The following is a 17,115-nucleotide window of genomic DNA, read 5'->3' as shown; positions in this document are numbered from 1 at the left end:
TCGTCGCCCGCCGCGGGTCCCGGCCGTTCGCCCCGTTCCCGCAACCCCGACCGGGCGCTTCCCCGTACCCTGTATCAGCAACATCACCCCCGGTTTTCCAGGAAGGCATACGTCGGTCATGGCGCAGCAGGACACCGATCAGCAGCACGCGGGCGTGCTCCCCGTGGACGACGAGGGCTTCGTCATCGACACCCAGGACACGGAGGAGCGCGAGAGCGCCTGGCGTGAGCGCGGCACCTCGCGTCCCATCACCGTCGTCGGCAACCCGGTGCTGCACAAGGAGTGCAAGGACGTCACCGAGTTCGACGCGAAGCTGGAGCAGCTGGTCGCGGACATGTTCGCCAGCCAGCGCACCGCCGAGGGCGTGGGCCTGGCCGCCAACCAGATCGGCGTCGACCTGAAGGTCTTCGTCTACGACTGCCAGGACGACGAGGGCGCCCGGCACGTGGGCGTGGTGTGCAATCCGAAGCTGGTCGAGCTGCCCGCCGACCGGCGCCGGCTGGACGACAGCAACGAGGGCTGCCTCTCGGTGCCGACGGCGTACGCCCCGCTCGCCCGCCCCGACTACGCCGAGGTCACCGGGCAGGACGAGAAGGGCAACCCGATCAAGGTGCGCGGCACGGGCTACTTCGCGCGGTGCCTCCAGCACGAGACGGACCACTTGTACGGCTACCTCTACATCGACCGGCTGTCCAAGCGGGAACGCAAGGACGCGCTGCGGCAGATGGCCGAGAACGAGCCGCGTTATCCGGTCGTCGCCAACGACTGAGACGAACGACAACTCCTGTGACGCCTGGTCAGGAATGGTCCTGCCAGGCGTTGTTCGTCAGTCCTTCGCACAATCGATCCCATATGCATGCCAAGTGATCGTCATTCAGTCACACAAGAGGGGTTTCTCGGCATCTTGGGGTAGTGAAGGGAGCGAATCCGTTCCCAGAGCGGTCAGTCGTGGTGCTGAATGGGGAGTGCGGGGATACGCAACGGCGCACGCCCGGCACAACGGGAGGGGCGTGCGTTCCTGGCGGCTGAGAGGGGTTTGTTCGTGCATGTTTTCCCACACGGCACCACATCGACGCCGACGACGGTGGCGGTCCCACCGTCGCTAGCTCTCCCGGTGATCGAGACCGCGTTTCCCCGGCAGCTGCATCCCTATTGGCCGCAGCTCCAGGAGACAACTCGGGACTGGCTGCTCGAAAAGCGGCTCATGCCGGCGGACAAGGTAGCGGAATATGCCGACGGCCTGTGCTACACGGACTTGATGGCGGGATACTACCTGGGCGCTCCCGACGACGTCCTCCAGGCCATAGCCGACTACAGCGCGTGGTTCTTCGTCTGGGACGACCGCCACGACCGTGACATCGTGCACGGCCGCGCGGACGACTGGCGCAGGCTGAAGACGCGGCTCCACATCGCACTCGACGCACCACGGCACCATCTGCACCACACGGACCCCCTGGTGGCGGCCTTCGCGGACAGCGTGACGCGGCTGTACTCGTTCCTGCCGCAGACGTGGAACGACCGGTTCGCCCGGCACTTCCACACCGTGATCGACGCCTACGACCGGGAGTTCCGCAACCGCACCGAGCGCCGTGTCCCCGGGGTCGAGGAGTACCTCGCCCTGCGGCGCCTGACCTTCGCCCACTGGATCTGGACGGACCTGCTGGAGCCGAGCGCGGGTACGGAAATACCGGACGCCGTGCGCAAACATCCGGCATATCGCCGTCCGGCCCTGTTGAGTCAGGAATTCGCCGCCTGGTACAACGACCTCTGCTCACTTCCGAAAGAAATAGCGGGGGACGAAGTACACAATCTCGGAATCAGCCTCATCGCGCACGAGGGGCTGAATCTGGAGGAAGCCGTCGTGGAAGTCAGGCGACGCGTCGAGAGATGCATCATAGAATTCCTCGACGCGGAGCGCGATCTGACGGAGTTCGCGAGAGAACTCGACGACGGCACGCCCCGCGGAAAGGAACTGAGCGACGCCGTACGGGCCTGCCTCGCCAATATGCGGAACTGGTTCAGCTCCGTCTACTGGTTCCACCACGAATCCGGCCGTTACATGGTCGACAGCTGGGACGACAGGTCCACGCCCCCGTACGTCAACAACGAAGCGGCAGGTGAGAAATGACCGTGGAGTCCGCACAGCCCGACGCAGGTCCGCACACGGCCACGGAACTGCGCGAACCGCCCCTCGCGGGGGGCAGGGTCCCCGTCCTCGGCCACGGCTGGAGGATGGCCGGCGACCCGCTGGCCTTCATGTCCCAGCTCCGCGACCACGGCGACGTCGTACGTCTGAGGCTCGGCCCCAAGACGGTGTACGCCGTCACCGCCCCGGCGCTCACCGGCGCGCTGGCGCTGAGCCCCGACTACCACGTGGCGGGACCGGTCTGGGAGTCGCTGGAGGGCCTGCTCGGGAAGGAGGGCGTGGCCACCGCCAACGGGCCGCTGCACCGGCGGCAGCGGCGCACCATCCAGCCCGCGTTCAAGCTGGACGCCATCCCCGCCTACGGGCCGATCATGGAGGAGGAGGCACACGCGCTCACCGAGCGCTGGACGCCCGGCGAGACCATCGACTGCACCTCCGAGTCGTTCCGTGTCGCCGTGCGCATCGCCGCCCGCTGCCTGCTGCGCGGCCAGTACATGGACGAGCGGGCCGAGCGGCTGTGCGTCGCGCTCGCCACGGTCTTCCGGGGCATGTACCGGCGCATGGTGGTCCCCCTCGGACCGCTGTACAAACTGCCCCTTCCGGCCAACCGCGAATTCAACCGGGCACTGGCCGATCTGCATCTCCTCGTCGACGAGATCGTCACCGAACGCCGGGCGTCCGGCCAAAGGCCCGATGATTTGCTGACGGCATTGCTGGAGGCGGAGGACGACAATGGCGAGCCCATCGGGGAACAGGAGATCCACGACCAGGTCGTCGCGATACTCACCCCGGGCAGCGAAACAGTGGCTTCCACCATCATGTGGTTGCTTCAGGCACTCTCCGAACATCCGGATCACGCCGAGAGGGTGCGCGCGGAGGTCGAATCCGTGACCGGTGGCCGACCCGTCGCATTCGAGCACGTCCGCGGGCTCACACACACGAACAATGTCATCGTCGAGGCCATGCGGCTGCGTCCGGCCGTATGGATATTGACGCGGCGCGCGGTGACCGACACCGAGCTGGGCGGCTATCGCATTCCGGCCGGGGCGGACATCGTCTACAGCCCCTACGCGATCCAGCGCGACGCCCGCTCGTACGAGGAGAACCTGGAGTTCGACCCCGACCGCTGGCTGCCGGAACGGGCCAAGGACGTGCCCAGGTTCGCCATGAGCCCGTTCAGCGTCGGCAACCGCAAGTGCCCGAGCGACCACTTCTCGATGGCGCAGCTCAGCCTGATCACGGCCGCGCTCTCCGCGAAGTACCGCTTCGAGCAGGTCGCCGGGTCGAAGGACGAACCCCGGGTGGGCATCACGCTCCGTCCGAACCGGCTGATGGTGAAGCCCCTGCCCTGGTGAGCGGGCAGTGAGGGGTGCGCGGTGACACCGGCGCGCGTTCAGGCGGCCTCCGGGCCCCGGAATGTGCGCCGGTACGCGTTCGGGGTCGTCCCGAGCGCCCGGACGAACTGGTGGCGCAGCGCGGCCGCGGTGCCGAACCCGGTGCGGTCCGCGATCGTGTCCATCGTCTCGTCGCTGCCCTCCAGCAGGTCCTGGGCCAGCAGCACGCGTTGGCGCAGGATCCAGCGGTAGGGCGTGGTGCCGGTCTCCTGCTGGAAGCGGCGCGCGAAGGTGCGCGGCGCCATGTGGGCACGGGCGGCGAGCTGCTCGACGGTGACCTCGCGGTCGAGGTGCCGCTGCATCCACTCCAGGACCTCGCCGACGGTGTCGCACGCCTCCTTGGGCAGCGGCCGCTCGATGTACTGGGCCTGTCCGCCGTCCCGGTGCGGGGGCACCACCATCCGCCGGGCGATCTTGTTGGCGACCTCGGGGCCCTGTTCCCTGCGCACGATGTGCAGACAGGCGTCGATGCCGGCGGCGGTGCCCGCCGAGGTGATCACCGGGTCCTCGTCGACGTAGAGCACGTCGGGCTCGACGACCGCCCGCGGACAACGCACGGCCAGCTCCCGCGCGTGCCGCCAGTGCACGCTGCACCGCCGTCCGTCGAGCAGCCCGGCGGCGCCGAGCACAAACACCCCCGAGCAGACGCTGAGCACCCGGGCCCCGCGGTCCACCGCCCGGACCAGGGCGTCCAGCAGCTCGGGCGGATAGTCCCGGACGACGTACTCGGCACCGGCCGGGACGGCGATCAGGTCCGCCTCCTCCAGCCGTTCGAGGCCGTACGGCGTGGCGACGGTCAGCCCGCCGACATGGGTGGAGAGCGTGGGGCCCTCCGCCGAGACCACGGCGAAGTCGTACACCGGCAGCCCCTCGTCGCTGCGGTCGATGCCGAACACCTCGCAGATCACGCCGAGTTCAAAGGGATGCACACCGTCGAGCAGCACGGCGGCCACGTTCTTCAGCATGCTCCCAGTGTGCCTCGGAGCTGGCAGCAATTCGAGGGTATACGGCAGTCCTGCCACTCACGGTAAGGAGTGTTCCGCAGGACAGTGGTGTCCATGAACACGAATCAGATCGAAGGTCTCGTCGGAATGGCCGCCGTCCTCGCGATCCTCGTCCTGCTGGCCCTCCCCTCGCTGCTCGGGGTGGTGCGCGACCGGCGCATCGACCGGCAGATCGAGGAGGCCCGGCGGGAGCGGGAGCACGAGGGGGCGGCCACGGATCAGAAGTCCTCGTCCAGGTCGACGGTGCCCTCCACCGCCACCTGGTACGCCGAGGGACGCCGCTCGAAGAAGTTGGTCAACTCCTGAACCCCCTGGAGCTCCATGAAGGAGAAGGGGTTCTCCGAGCCGTACACCGGGGCGAAGCCGAGCCGCGTGAGGCGCTGGTCGGCGACGCACTCCAGGTACTGGCGCATCGAGTCGGTGTTCATGCCCGGGAGGCCGTCGCCGCACAGGTCGCGCGCGAACTGCAGCTCGGCCTCGACGGCCTCCTTCAGCATCTCGGTGACCTGTCGGCCCAGCTCGTCGTCGAAGAGGTCCGGCTCCTCCTTGCGGACGGTGTCGACCACCTCGAAGGCGAAGGACATGTGCATGGTCTCGTCGCGGAACACCCAGTTGGTGCCGGTGGCCAGACCGTGCAGCAGGCCCCGGCTGCGGAACCAGTAGACGTAGGCGAAGGCGCCGTAGAAGAACAGGCCCTCGATGCACGCGGCGAAGCAGATCAGGTTGAGCAGGAAGCGGCGCCGGTCGGCCCGGGACTCCAGCCGGTCCAGCTTCTCCACCGAGTCCATCCACCGGAAGCAGAACCCGGCCTTCTCCCGGATGGACGGGATGTTCTCCACGGCGGCGAACGCGGCGGCGCGGTCCTCCGGGTCGGGGAGGTAGGTGTCCAGGAGCGTCAGGTAGAACTGGACGTGGACGGCCTCCTCGAACAGCTGACGGCTCAGGTAGAGCCGCGCCTCGGGGGAGTTGATGTGCTTGTAGAGGGTGAGCACCAGGTTGTTCGCCACGATCGAGTCGCCCGTCGCGAAGAACGCGACCAGCCGGCCGATCAGATGCTGTTCGGCGGGCGTGAGCCTGGCCAGGTCGGCGACGTCCGAGTGGAGGTCGACCTCCTCGACGGTCCAGGTGTTCTTGATGGCGTCCCGGTAGCGCTCGTAGAAGTCCGGGTAGCGCATGGGGCGCAGCGTCAGCTCGAAGCCGGGGTCGAGCAGACGGGTGTCGCGGGTGGTCACTGGCATGCCTCGCAGGACTCGGGGTTTTCGAGGGAGCAGGCGACCGCGTCGGGGTCGGCGATCTGCTGCACGGGGATCGGGGCCTGGGCGCGCGCGGCGCGGGCGATGCGGGTCGCCGGGCGCGAGCGCAGGTAGTACGTCGTCTTCAGACCGGACTTCCAGGCGTACGCGTACATCGAGGAGAGCTTGCCGATGGTCGGCGTCTCCATGAAGAGGTTCAGCGACTGCGACTGGTCCAGGTACGGGGTGCGGGCCGCCGCCATGTCGATCAGGCCGCGCTGCGGGATCTCCCACGCCGTGCGGTACAGGGCGCGCACGTCCGCCGGGATCCAGGTGAAGTCCCGCACCGAGCCGTTGGACTCGCGCAGCGCCTCGCGGGTGCGGGCGTCCCAGACGCCCAGCTCCTTGAGGTCCCGCACCAGGTACGAGTTGACCTGGAGGAACTCGCCGGACAGCGTCTCGCGCTTGAACAGGTTGGAGACCTGGGGCTCGATGCACTCGTACACGCCCGCGATGGACGCGATGGTGGCGGTCGGGGCGATCGCGAGCAGCAGGGAGTTGCGCAGGCCCGTCACGGCGATCCGCTCGCGCAGGGCCGCCCAGCGCTCGGGCCAGGCGGGTTCGACGCCGTAGTGGTCGGGGTGCAGGACGCCCCGGGCCGTGCGGGTCTTCTCCCAGGCCGGGAGCGCGCCGCTCCGCTCGGCGAGGTCGGCGGACGCCTCGTACGCGGCGAGCATGATCCGCTCGGCGATCCGCGTGGACAGATCCCTGGCACCGGGCGAGTCGAAGGGCAGCCGCAGCTTGAAGAAGACGTCCTGGAGGCCCATCGCCCCGAGGCCGACCGGCCGCCACTTGGCGTTGGAGCGGCCCGCCTGCTCGGTCGGGTAGAAGTTGATGTCCACGACCCGGTCGAGGAAGGTGACGGCGGTGCGGACCGTGTCGTCCAGGCGCTCCCAGTCGATGTCCCCGTCCACGACGAACGCGCCCAGGTTCACCGAGCCGAGGTTGCAGACCGCCGTCTCCCCGTCGTCCGTGACCTCCAGGATCTCCGTGCAGAGGTTGGAGGAGTGGACGACGTGGCCCGGCGTCGCCGTCTGGTTGGCGGTGCGGTTGGCGGCGTCCTTGAAGGTCATCCAGCCGTTGCCGGTCTGGGCGAGGGTGCGCATCATGCGGCCGTACAGCTCGCGGGCCGGCAGGGTCTTCTTCGCGAGCCCGCGGGCCTCGGCGGACCGGTACGCGGTGTCGAACTCCTCGCCCCACAGATCGACCAGTTCGGGCACGTCCGACGGGGAGAACAGCGACCACTGCCCGTCGGTGTCGACCCGGCGCATGAACTCGTCCGGGATCCAGTGCGCGAGGTTGAGGTTGTGCGTGCGGCGGGCGTCCTCGCCGGTGTTGTCGCGCAGCTCCAGGAACTCCTCGATGTCGGAGTGCCAGGTCTCCAGGTAGACGGCGGCGGCCCCCTTGCGCCGACCGCCCTGGTTCACGGCGGCCACCGAGGCGTCCAGGGTCTTCAGGAACGGGACGATGCCGTTGGAGTGCCCGTTGGTGCCGCGGATCAGGGAACCGCGCGAGCGGACGCGGGAGTAGGCGATGCCGATGCCGCCCGCGTGCTTCGAGAGGCGGGCCACCTGGTGGTAGCGGTCGTAGAGGGAGTCCAGCTCGTCCTTCGGGGAGTCGAGGAGGTAGCAGGACGACATCTGGGGGTGCCGGGTGCCGGAGTTGAACAGGGTGGGGGAGGAGGGCAGGTAGTCGAGGCGGCTCATCAGGCCGTAGAGCGCGGCCACCTCGTCGACGGCCCGGCCGGTGTCGTCCTCGGCGAGGCCGGCGGCGACGCGCAGCATGAAGTGCTGGGGCGTCTCGACGACCTTGCGGGTGTGGGGGTGGCGCAGCAGGTAGCGGCTGTACAGGGTGCGCAGGCCGAAGTAGCCGAAGCGGTCGTCGCCGTCCCGGTCGATCAGCGCGTCCAGGCGCTCGGCGTGCAGCCGGACGAACGCGGCGGTGCGGTCGGCGATCAGCCCCTCGCGGTGGCCCGCGGCGACCGACCCGGTGAACGAGGTGACACCCTGCGAGGCGGCCTCGGCGCGGATGCCGATGGCCAGCAGGCGGGCGGCGAGCCGGGAGTAGGCGGGGTCCTCGGAGATGAGGCCGGCGGCCGCCTCCGTGGCCAGCTCCCGCAGCTCCGCCCCGTCCGCGTGGGCCGACCGGCCGCGCAGCGCGGCGGCGGCGACCCGGCCGGGGTCGGCGTCGGGGAGGTCGGCGGTCAGCTCGGTCAGGGTCCGCAGCAGGGCGCTGCCGGGGCCGTCGGCCTCCGGGGCCGGGGCGGTCACTCCGGTGGCTGAGACCGGGTCTGCTGGCGCGATGGTCACGTGGGGCTCTCCCTCGCTCGGCACGGGGCCTCACGGGGGCAGGGGGACGCACACGAGCGCACACGGCGTCGCATCCGCCGGCCCATTCCACGAGGCCCGGACGTCAGGGCACCCGGACCGGACGGCCGGGCGCGCTGTCGGCAGGTCCTCGGACTGAACAGGCGTGCGGAAACACGCAAGTACACCGTTGCGGGACAGTTCCGGATTCGCACCGGATTCCCCTGCGGCGACAGCGAGCAAGAGCATACATCTTGTGCTGCCCCGCGCAGCCACCCCTAGATGTTGTGTCGTCCCGGTCTCAGAGCGTCAACTCATAGGTGAGCAGAGTGAGGTCGTCGAGCTCCGGCAGGGGGTTCCAGTCGCGCTCGGGCGTACGCACGAAACCCAGGCGCGCGTAGACACGGTGGGCGGCGCGCATGGACCGCTGAGTGGACAGCACGACCCGCCCGCACCCTCCGACGCCCCGCGCCCGTTCGACACACGCGCGTACGAGCGCCTCCCCGACGCCCCGGCCGCGGGCGGCGTGGTCGACCGCGAGCATCCGTATCTCGGCCTCGCCGGGACGGGCGATGTCGGCCATGGGGCCGCCGGCCGCCACGAAGGTGACTCCGCCCAGCACGTGTCCGTCGGCCACGGCCACCAGGACGTCCGCGGACGCCGCGCGCCCGGCCACGTTCCGCAGCTCGTCGAGGTACGCGTCGCTCTCGCCGAAGTCGAGGAGGCCGTCGTGGAGATAGGCGCGGGCGGTGATCTCGCCCAGGGGTGCGTAGTCGCCGGGGACGGCGGTGCGGATCGAGAAGTCCATGGCACCGAGTGTGCGGGCGGACAGGACGACGGGCCGCCGATTTTGTCGCTCTCGGCGGCCCGTCGTGGGGTGCTCGTGCCCTCTACCGGGTGTCAGTGGGAGGTGCCCGCAGTGGCCGGCGGGAGTTCCACCGCGACGCCCGCGTCGCCCGCGTCGGCCGTGTAGTCCTCCGGCTTCGTCTCGTCGATGCCCTCGGGGGCCTTGGCCGCGCGCAGGACGAAGGTCAGGACCACCGAGACGACGACGTTCAGGACGAACGCGGTGAGACCGATGTAGCCGATCTCGCCGATGCCGGGGATCTCCTTCGAGGAGCCGCCGAAGTGCTTCTGCGTCGGCGAGGCCACCCCGTACGCGGCGACCGTGCCGTACACCATGCCGACCGCCCAGCCCGCGAGCAGCGCCCAGCGGTGGAACCACCGGGTGAACAGGCCGCCGACCAGGGCCGGGAACGTCTGCAGGATCCAGATGCCGCCCAGCAGCTGGAAGTTGATCGCGACCGTCTTGTCCATGGTCAGGACGAAGACCAGCGCGCCCACCTTCACCAGCAGGGAGACCAGCTTGGAGACCCTGGTCTCCTGCGCGGGCGTGGCGTCCGGCTTGATGAAGTCCTTGTAGATGTTGCGGGTGAACAGGTTCGCCGCCGCGATCGACATGATCGCCGCCGGCACCAGCGCACCGATGCCGATGGCCGCGAACGCCACACCCGCGAACCAGTCCGGGAACATGTTCTCGAACAGCTGCGGGATGGCCAGCTGCCCGTTCTGCACCTTGACGCCCGCCGCGATCGCCATGAAGCCCAGCAGGCCGAGGAGGCCCAGCATCAGGGAGTACAGCGGCAGGATCGTGGTGTTGCGGCGGATCACCTCACGGCTGCGCGAGGACAGCGTGGCGGTGATCGAGTGCGGGTACATGAACAGCGCGAGCGCCGAGCCGAGCGCCAGCGTGGCGTACGTCCACTGGCCGCCCGGGGGCGTGACGACCGCGCCCGCCCCCGCCGCGGTGAACTTGTCGTTCGCCCTGGCGAAGATGTCGTCGAAGCCGCCGAGCTTGATCGGGATGTAGATGATCGCGACGGCGATGACGATGTAGATCAGCGTGTCCTTGACGAACGCGATCAGCGCGGGCGCCCGCAGACCCGAGGAGTAGGTGTACGCGGCCAGCACGCCGAACGCGATCAGCAGCGGCAGGTCCTTGACGAACCAGTTGGTGTTCTCGCCGCCGCCCACGCCCATCACGTCGAGCACCGCCTGGATGCCCACGAGCTGGAGCGCGATGTACGGCATGGTCGCGAGGATGCCGGTGAGGGCCACCGCCAGCGACAGCCCCTTCGAGCCGAACCGGCCGCGCACGAAGTCCGACGGCGTCACGTACCCGTGCCGGTGCGACACCGACCACAGCCGGGGCAGGAACGTGAAGATCAGGGGATAGATCAGGATGGTGTACGGGACCGCGAAGAAGCCGGAGGCGCCCGCCGCGTAGATCGCCGCGGGGACGGCCACGAAGGTGTACGCCGTGTAGAGGTCGCCGCCGAGCAGGAACCAGGTGACCCAGGTGCCGAACGACCGTCCGCCCAGGCCCCATTCGTCGAGGCTGTGCTCGTTGTCGGCCCTGCGCCAGCGCGCGGCCAGGAAGCCCATGACCGTGACGGCCACGAAGAAGAAGATGAAGACGCCGAGCGCGACGCCGTTCACGCCGTCCTTCACTCGGACGCACCGCCCTTCGACGCCGTGCGGCCACGGCCGCGCTGGTCACGCTGCCAGAGCTGGTAGGCGATCATCGTGAGCGCGGTGGAGATCAGCACCCAGAGCATCTGGTACCAGTAGAAGAACGGGATCCCGATGAACGTGGGGTCCGTCTTGGCGTAGGAGCCCACCCAGAGCATCGCCACGAAGGGCGCTACGAGACACAGGGCGATCACTACGCGGACCGGTGTCACGACCGGTGGTTTCACTTCAGGCGCATCTGACATGCCTAGGCTCCGTCCCCTCGCTGATCACCTGGTGTAATGCGCAGGCAATGTAGGTGACGGTGTCAACGAAACGGAAGACCCCTTCGGAATATCTCTCCCGAACGGAGACATCCCCTTCCCGGACCGTGACCTCGTACGAGCCATTTCCGGACCGTGACCTCGTGCGAGTGCGGCCGGCGGCGCTCCGGTCCGGGCCCGGGGCGTTCGGGCCCGGCCCCGGGCCGCCCTGGCTCAGTCCTGGGGCCGCTTGAGGCGCGCGACGAATTTGTAGCGGTCGCCGCGGTACACCGAGCGCACCCATTCGACCGGGTTGCCCCCGCGGTCCAGGGAGTGCCGGGAGAGCATCAGCATCGGCAGACCCACGTCGGTGCCCAGCAGGCCGGCCTCGCGCGGTGTGGCCAGCGAGGTCTCGATGGTCTCCTCGGCCTCGGCGAGATGGATGTCGTACACCTCGGCGAGGGCGGTGTAGAGGGACGTGTACTTCACGAGGCTGCGGCGCAGCGCGGGGAAGCGCTTGGCCGACAGGTGCGTGGTCTCGATGGCCATGGGCTCGGCGTTCGCCATGCGCAGCCGCTCGATGCGCAGCACCCGGCCGCCGGCGGTGATGTCGAGGAGCGCGGCGAGCCGTTCGTCCGCGGTGATGTACCCGATGTCCAGGAGTTGCGAGGTGGGCTCCAGGCCCTGGGCGCGCATGTCCTCGGTGTAGGAGGTGAGCTGGAGCGCCTGGGAGACCTTGGGCTTGGCGACGAAGGTGCCCTTGCCCTGGATGCGTTCGAGGCGGCCCTCGACGACGAGTTCCTGGAGGGCCTGGCGGACGGTGGTGCGCGAGGTGTCGAACTCGGCGGCGAGCGTGCGCTCCGGCGGGACCGGGGTGCCGGGCGCCTGGGTCTCCGTCATGTCGAGCAGGTGCTTCTTCAGACGGTAGTACTTGGGCACGCGCGCGGTACGGACGGTCGCCCCACCCTCGTTCTCCGCACTGCTGACGTCGGTGCTCATGCTCCGCCTTCCCGGCTCCGGGTGCCGACAGCGGCCGACCTCGCGTCGGCCAGGGCTCACATCGTGGCACGGCTTGGTGTGGCGGACGCCACCCGCACGCTCCTTGATCTCCTCTGTATACCGTCGCGACCCGGGTTGGTCTAGTCCATAGGTCCACCCGCTGGGCGGTGATACGTGCCCAACTGGTGCGTCCGATCTGTCACTTGGTGAATGAAAGGTCCCTGCATATCTCGGTCCCATCACGGAGGAGAGGAGCCCGGTTGAACACCCTTGACAGTCCTATTGGTCTGGGCCAAGCTCCCCCTACTGGTCTACACCATTGGTCCAGGTCCCGGCCCCATGGGCGGTACGACGCGTTCACGGTCGCCGCGGGGAGGCAGGGGGGATTGTGGCATCCCTGAGGAGGGTGGCGTGAAGCGCAAGCTGACAGCCGCGATCGGTATCGCGGGCATGATGGTCTCCATCGCGGCGTGCGGAAGCGGTGACGACGACGGCGGCAGCAAGGCGGGGGCGGACGGCTACAAGGGACAGACGCTCACGGTCTGGGTGATGGACGGCTCCTCGCCGGACCAGTGGCAGAAGGACGTGCAGGCGGCCTTCGAGAAGAAGACCCAGGCCAAGGTCAAGTTCGAGATCCAGCAGTGGAACGGCATCCAGCAGAAGCTGACCACCGCCCTGTCGGAGGAGAACCCGCCGGACGTCTTCGAGATCGGCAACACGCAGACCCCCGCCTACGCCAAGACCGGCGGCCTGGCCGACCTGGCGGACCTCAAGTCCTCCATCGGCGCCGACTGGACGCAGTCCCTCAACAACTCCTCCGTGTTCGACGGCAAGCAGTACGCCGCGCCCTGGTACTTCGCCAACCGCGTCGTGATCTACAACAAGAAGGTCTGGGCCGACGCCGGCATCAAGGACCTGCCCAAGACCCGCGACGAGTTCTACGCGGACCTCCAGCAGATCGGCTCCAAGACCAAGGCCGAGCCCATCTACCTGCCGGGCCAGAACTGGTACCACTTCGTCGGTCTGACCATCGGCGAGGGCGGTGAACTGGTCAAGAAGGAGGGCGACAAGTACGTCTCCAACCTGGCCGACCCGAAGGTCGCCGCCGCCATGGAGACCTACAAGAAGTTCCAGGCGCTGTCCAAGGCCCCCAAGGACAAGGACGAGGCCACCCCGCAGCAGGGCGAGGTCTTCGCCAAGGGCAACGTCGGCGCGATCATCGGCATGGGCTGGGAGGCCGGTACGGCCATCGCGGCCAACCCGAAGATCGAGAAGGACGTCGGCTACTTCACCATCCCCGGCGCCACGGCCGACAAGCCCGAGGGCGTCTTCCTCGGCGGCTCCAACCTCGCCGTCGCCGCGGGCAGCAAGAAGCAGGCGCTCGCCAAGGAGTTCCTGAAGGTCGCGCTCTCCGACCAGTACGAGGGCGAACTCGCCAAGCAGAACGGCGTCATCCCGAACAAGGAGTCGCTCCAGACCAACCTCGCGGGCAACGCCGCCGCGGAGGCAGCCGCCCCCGCCGTCGCCGGCGGTGGCACCACGCCCCTGATCCCGGAGTGGGCCGCGGTCGAGAACGCGCCCAACCCGGTGAAGACCTACATGACCGCCGTTCTGAACGGCAAGTCGCCCGCCGAGGCCGCCAAGCAGGTCGAGGCCGAGTTCAACAAGCGGCTGGCGCAGCAGCAGTAACCGCGCCCGTGCTCACGCCGGGGTACCGGGCCTCCGCGGCCCCGTGCCCCGGCCCCCACGCGTAGGTCGAGAAAGAGATGGCGAGCATGACCGTGCAGACCGAACGGCCGCCCTCCGAGCCGACGGACGTCCGCAAGCCGGGCGACGCGGGGTCCGGCGGGCCGACACCGAGAGCCGCGTCGCGTGCCGGCGCGTTCGCCCCGTACCTCCTGCTCCTGCCGGCCTGCGCAGCCACGGTGCTGCTGCTCGGCTGGCCGCTGGTGAAGGACGGGCTGCTGTCCTTCCAGAACCTCAACATGGGGCAGCTGATCCAGCACGTCACCGAGTGGAACGGCGTCGACAACTACAAGGAGGTCCTCACCGGTGAGGACTTCTGGCGCGTCACCCTCCGGTCGATCCTGTTCACGGCGGTCAACGTCGTCCTGATCATGATTCTGGGCGGTCTGGTCGGACTGCTGCTCGCCCGTCTCGGCCGGCGCATGCGGGTCACCCTGATGATCGGGCTCGTGCTCGCCTGGGCCATGCCCGTGGTCGCCGCCACGACCGTCTACCAGTGGCTGTTCGCCCAGCGCTTCGGTGTCGTCAACTACGTGCTGGACAAGTTCGGCTGGCACTCCATGGCCGACTACAGCTGGACCAGCAGCCAGATGGCGACCTTCTTCGTCGTCACCGTGCTGATCGTGTGGCAGTCGATACCCTTCGTCGCGATCAACCTGTTCGCGGCCACCACCACGATCCCCGACGAGCTGTACGAGGCGGCGGCCCTGGACGGCGCGGGCGCGTGGCAGAGCTTCACCACCGTGACCCTGCCCTTCCTGCGGCCCTTCCTCTACGCGACGACCTTCCTGGAGATCATCTGGGTCTTCAAGGCGTTCGTCCAGGTCTTCACCATCAACGCCGGCGGCCCCGACCGGCTCACGGAGATCCTGCCCGTCTACGCCTACGTCGAGGGCGTCGGCAACCAGCACTACGGCATGGGCGCGGCGATCGCCGTCCTGACCATCCTGATCCTGCTCGGTCTCACCGCCCACTACCTCAGGATCGTGCTCAAGCAGGAGAGCGAAGAGGAGGCCGCGCTGTGAGGCGCACGCTCATGGGCCGCGTCTGGCCCAACGTCACCGCCGTCGTGCTGTTCGCCGGCTTCGTCTTCCCCGTCTACTGGATGTTCGCCACGGCCTTCAAGCCGACCGGCGACATCATCTCGGACACCCCGGTCTGGTTCCCGACGGACATCACCTTCGAGCACTTCAAGAAGGCGACCGGCGTCGACCACTTCTGGACGTACGTCGGCAACTCGCTGACCGTCACGATCCTCGCGGTCGTGTTCTCCCTGGTCATCGCCCTCGCCGGCTCCTTCGCGCTGGCGCGGATGCGGTTCAGGGGGCGGCGCGGGTTCATCATCGGATTCATGATCGCCCAGATGGCCCCCTGGGAAGTCATGATCATCGCGATGTACATGATCGTGCGGGACGCCTCGCTGCTCAACAGCCTCGTCCCGCTCACGGTCTTCTACATGATGATGATCCTGCCCTTCACGATCCTCACGCTGCGCGGCTTCGTCGCCGCGGTGCCGAGGGAACTGGAGGAGGCCGCGATGGTCGACGGCTGCACCCGTGTTCAGGCGTTCCGCCGTGTCATCCTGCCGCTGCTCGCGCCCGGTCTCATGTCGACCTCGCTGTTCGGCTTCATCACCGCCTGGAACGAGTTCCCGCTGGTCCTGATCCTCAACAAGGAAGCCCCGTCGCAGACCCTCCCGCTCTGGCTGTCCAGCTTCAGGACCGCCTTCGGCGACGACTGGGGGGCGACCATGGCGGCCTCCTCCCTGTTCGCCGTCCCGATCCTGGTCCTCTTCGTCTTCCTCCAGCGCAGGGCCGTCAGCGGCCTGGTCTCCGGTGCAGTGAAGGGATGACCCGGCCGATGGACACGACCGCGCGGCGCGCCGGGGACGCCCTCACCCGGGACGCCCTCGCCGTGCTCCAGCCCGGGTTCACCGGCACCACGCCCCCGGACTGGGTGCTGCGGCGGCTCGGTGCGGGACTGGCCACCGTCGGGCTGTTCGGGCGCAACGTCGCCTCGCCCGAGCAGGTCGCCGCCCTCACCGCCCGGCTGCGCGCGGAACGGGACGACGTCCTGGTCGCGATCGACGAGGAGGGTGGCGACGTCACGCGCATGGAGGTGCGCACCGGCTCGTCCTTCCCCGGCAACCACGCCCTGGGCGCCGTGGACGACGTGGAGCTGACCCGCGAGGTCGCCCTCGAACTCGGCCGCCGCCTTGCCGCCTGCGGGGTCAACTTCGACTGGGCCCCCTCCGCCGACGTCAACTCCGACCCCGCCAACCCGGTCATCGGCGTGCGCTCCTTCGGCGCCGACCCCGACCTCGTCGCCCGCCACACCGCGGCCTACGTCACCGGCCTCCAGTCGGCCGGGGTGGCGGCCTGCGCCAAGCACTTCCCCGGCCACGGCGACACGGCCGTCGACTCCCACCTCGCCCTGCCGCGCATCGACGTGCCCGTCGACGTGCTCCGGGCCCGGGAACTGGCCCCCTTCCGCGCGGCCGTCGCCGCCGGCTCACGGGCGGTGATGAGCGCGCACATCCTCGTCCCCGCCCTCGACCCCGACCACCCCGCCACCCTGTCCCGGCCGATCCTCACCGACCTGCTGCGCGGCGAACTGGGCTACGACGGCCTGATCGTGACCGACGGCATGGAGATGCGGGCGATCGCGGCGACGTACGGCATCGAACGCGGCAGCGTGCTCGCCCTCGCGGCCGGCGCCGACGCGATCTGCGTGGGCGGCGGGCTGTGCGACGAGGCGACGGTCGACCGCCTCCGGGACGCCCTCGTCGGCGCGGTCCGCGCGGGCGACCTCCCGGAGGAACGGCTGGCGGACGCGGCCGAGCGGGTCCGCGCACTGGCCCGGTGGACGGCGTCCGCCGGCCGCGACACGCCCCCGCCCGGCGGGCGCGCGGACATCGGACTCCTCGCCGCCCGGCGGGCGCTGCGCGTGACGCGGGGCGCGGCGTACGCGCCCGTGACCGCGCCGCCGTACGTCGCCGCCCTCACCCCGGTCGCCAACATCGCCGTCGGCGACGAGACCCCCTGGGGCGTCGGCGCCGAGCTGAACCGGCTGCTGCCCGGCACCGAGACGGGCAGCTTCACCGGGGACACGGCGGGCCAGGAGGCGCTGACCGCCGCGGGGGAGCGGCGTGTGGTCGCCGTCGTCCGCGACGAGCACCGGCACCCCTGGATGGAGAGGGCCCTCGACACGCTCCTGGCGGCCCGTCCCGACACCGTCGTGGTGGAGATGGGCGTCCCCCAGTCGCCGCCCCGCGGAGCCCTCCACGTCGTCACCCACGGCGCGGCCCGCGTCTGCGCCCTGGCGGCGGCGGAAGCGGTCACGGCGGCCGGGTAGCGGGTCCGCGGAACGGCGGAAGGGGGGGGGGGGGGGCCCCGGGGGGCCCCCGGCCCGCCCCCCGGGGGGGGGGGTGCCCCACAAAACCCCCCCCCCCCCC

The 17,115-nt window shown here is 69.6% G+C and carries 15 protein-coding genes and 1 riboswitch; of the genes, 8 read left to right on the top strand and 7 right to left on the bottom strand.

Features of this window, described 5'->3' with window-relative positions:
* The first annotated feature begins 118 nt into the window (after positions 1-118).
* The 3 genes from def to AB0F77_RS00065 all read left to right on the top strand — a co-directional run bounded on the left by def (position 119) and on the right by AB0F77_RS00065 (position 3,501).
* Positions 119-769, top strand: a complete 651-nt coding sequence (gene def / locus AB0F77_RS00075) for a peptide deformylase (protein WP_361938725.1) — start codon at positions 119-121, stop codon at positions 767-769.
* Positions 770-1,042: 273 nt separating this feature from the next.
* The gene (cyc1, locus tag AB0F77_RS00070) at positions 1,043-2,128 is read left to right on the top strand and encodes an epi-isozizaene synthase (RefSeq protein ID WP_361938722.1); all 1,086 of its coding nucleotides are present in this window, start codon (positions 1,043-1,045) and stop codon (positions 2,126-2,128) included.
* Positions 2,125-3,501: a cytochrome P450 gene (locus tag AB0F77_RS00065; protein ID WP_361938719.1), complete on the top strand. Its 1,377-nt coding sequence runs from the start codon at positions 2,125-2,127 to the stop codon at positions 3,499-3,501. The genes cyc1 and AB0F77_RS00065 overlap by 4 nt, the downstream gene beginning before the upstream one ends.
* Before the next feature lie 38 nt (positions 3,502-3,539).
* Here the strand turns inward: AB0F77_RS00065 and AB0F77_RS00060 are convergent, their stop codons facing one another.
* A complete protein-coding gene (locus AB0F77_RS00060) occupies positions 3,540-4,505 on the bottom strand; it encodes a helix-turn-helix domain-containing protein (RefSeq protein ID WP_361938715.1) in 966 nt (321 codons plus the stop codon).
* Positions 4,506-4,598: 93 nt separating this feature from the next.
* Between AB0F77_RS00060 and AB0F77_RS00055 the strand changes: the two genes are divergently transcribed.
* Positions 4,599-4,850, top strand: coding sequence for a hypothetical protein (locus AB0F77_RS00055; RefSeq protein WP_361938712.1), 252 nt, complete (start codon positions 4,599-4,601; stop codon positions 4,848-4,850).
* Here AB0F77_RS00055 and AB0F77_RS00050 read toward each other — a convergent pair.
* The 6 genes from AB0F77_RS00050 to AB0F77_RS00025 all read right to left on the bottom strand — a co-directional run bounded on the left by AB0F77_RS00050 (position 4,763) and on the right by AB0F77_RS00025 (position 11,915).
* Positions 4,763-5,782 carry a ribonucleotide-diphosphate reductase subunit beta gene (locus tag AB0F77_RS00050; protein ID WP_361938709.1) on the bottom strand — a complete coding sequence of 340 codons (1,020 nt, stop codon included), beginning with the start codon at positions 5,780-5,782 and terminating at the stop codon, positions 4,763-4,765. The two genes, AB0F77_RS00055 and AB0F77_RS00050, sit on opposite strands and share 88 nt — an antisense overlap.
* Positions 5,773-8,145 (bottom strand): ribonucleoside-diphosphate reductase subunit alpha, encoded by a 2,373-nt coding sequence (locus tag AB0F77_RS00045; protein WP_361938705.1) that lies wholly within the window; start codon positions 8,143-8,145, stop codon positions 5,773-5,775. The genes AB0F77_RS00050 and AB0F77_RS00045 overlap by 10 nt, the downstream gene beginning before the upstream one ends.
* Before the next feature lie 121 nt (positions 8,146-8,266).
* Positions 8,267-8,401, bottom strand: a riboswitch (cobalamin riboswitch).
* 42 nt (positions 8,402-8,443) lie between these two features.
* Positions 8,444-8,950, bottom strand: a complete 507-nt coding sequence (locus AB0F77_RS00040; protein WP_361938702.1) for a GNAT family N-acetyltransferase — start codon at positions 8,948-8,950, stop codon at positions 8,444-8,446.
* A 92-nt stretch (positions 8,951-9,042) separates the two neighbouring features.
* Positions 9,043-10,653: a monocarboxylate uptake permease MctP gene (gene mctP, locus AB0F77_RS00035; protein WP_361938699.1), complete on the bottom strand. Its 1,611-nt coding sequence runs from the start codon at positions 10,651-10,653 to the stop codon at positions 9,043-9,045.
* Positions 10,650-10,919 carry a DUF3311 domain-containing protein gene (locus tag AB0F77_RS00030; RefSeq protein WP_361938697.1) on the bottom strand — a complete coding sequence of 90 codons (270 nt, stop codon included), beginning with the start codon at positions 10,917-10,919 and terminating at the stop codon, positions 10,650-10,652. The genes mctP and AB0F77_RS00030 overlap by 4 nt, the downstream gene beginning before the upstream one ends.
* A gap of 231 nt (positions 10,920-11,150) precedes the next feature.
* The gene (locus AB0F77_RS00025) at positions 11,151-11,915 is read right to left on the bottom strand and encodes a GntR family transcriptional regulator (RefSeq protein WP_361938694.1); all 765 of its coding nucleotides are present in this window, start codon (positions 11,913-11,915) and stop codon (positions 11,151-11,153) included.
* Between the two features lie 411 nt (positions 11,916-12,326).
* Between AB0F77_RS00025 and AB0F77_RS00020 the strand changes: the two genes are divergently transcribed.
* The 4 genes from AB0F77_RS00020 to AB0F77_RS00005 all read left to right on the top strand — a co-directional run bounded on the left by AB0F77_RS00020 (position 12,327) and on the right by AB0F77_RS00005 (position 17,015).
* Entirely contained in the window at positions 12,327-13,604 is a 1,278-nt protein-coding gene (locus tag AB0F77_RS00020) for an extracellular solute-binding protein (RefSeq protein ID WP_361938691.1), read from the top strand.
* An 86-nt stretch (positions 13,605-13,690) separates the two neighbouring features.
* Positions 13,691-14,686, top strand: a complete 996-nt coding sequence (locus AB0F77_RS00015; protein WP_361938688.1) for a sugar ABC transporter permease — start codon at positions 13,691-13,693, stop codon at positions 14,684-14,686.
* Entirely contained in the window at positions 14,683-15,513 is an 831-nt protein-coding gene (locus tag AB0F77_RS00010; protein WP_361938685.1) for a carbohydrate ABC transporter permease, read from the top strand. Before AB0F77_RS00015 ends, AB0F77_RS00010 begins: the two co-directional genes overlap by 4 nt.
* Before the next feature lie 8 nt (positions 15,514-15,521).
* Complete coding sequence (locus AB0F77_RS00005; RefSeq protein WP_361938682.1) at positions 15,522-17,015, top strand: glycoside hydrolase family 3 protein; 1,494 nt, start codon at positions 15,522-15,524, stop codon at positions 17,013-17,015.
* Positions 17,016-17,115 lie beyond the last annotated feature (100 nt).

The sequence above is a fragment of the Streptomyces sp. NPDC026672 genome (assembly GCF_040638185.1).
In the GTDB taxonomy this organism is placed as follows: Bacteria; Actinomycetota; Actinomycetes; order Streptomycetales; family Streptomycetaceae; genus Streptomyces.
The sequence above is the reverse complement of the archived record's forward strand: the minus strand, read 5'-3'. Positions and strand labels throughout refer to the sequence as shown.

Excerpts from the sequence above, each read along its gene's own strand:
- AB0F77_RS00065 (WP_361938719.1), top strand. The coding sequence starts at position 2,125 with ATGACCGTGGAGTCCGCACAGCCCGACGCAGGTCCGCACACGGCCACG.
- AB0F77_RS00015 (WP_361938688.1), top strand. The coding sequence starts at position 13,691 with ATGACCGTGCAGACCGAACGGCCGCCCTCCGAGCCGACGGACGTCCGC.
- AB0F77_RS00040 (WP_361938702.1), bottom strand. The coding sequence starts at position 8,950 with ATGGACTTCTCGATCCGCACCGCCGTCCCCGGCGACTACGCACCCCTG.
- AB0F77_RS00005 (WP_361938682.1), top strand. The coding sequence starts at position 15,522 with ATGGACACGACCGCGCGGCGCGCCGGGGACGCCCTCACCCGGGACGCC.
- AB0F77_RS00025 (WP_361938694.1), bottom strand. The coding sequence starts at position 11,915 with ATGAGCACCGACGTCAGCAGTGCGGAGAACGAGGGTGGGGCGACCGTC.
- AB0F77_RS00050 (WP_361938709.1), bottom strand. The coding sequence starts at position 5,782 with ATGCCAGTGACCACCCGCGACACCCGTCTGCTCGACCCCGGCTTCGAG.
- AB0F77_RS00060 (WP_361938715.1), bottom strand. The coding sequence starts at position 4,505 with ATGCTGAAGAACGTGGCCGCCGTGCTGCTCGACGGTGTGCATCCCTTT.
- AB0F77_RS00030 (WP_361938697.1), bottom strand. The coding sequence starts at position 10,919 with ATGTCAGATGCGCCTGAAGTGAAACCACCGGTCGTGACACCGGTCCGC.
- def (WP_361938725.1), top strand. The coding sequence starts at position 119 with ATGGCGCAGCAGGACACCGATCAGCAGCACGCGGGCGTGCTCCCCGTG.
- AB0F77_RS00055 (WP_361938712.1), top strand. The coding sequence starts at position 4,599 with ATGAACACGAATCAGATCGAAGGTCTCGTCGGAATGGCCGCCGTCCTC.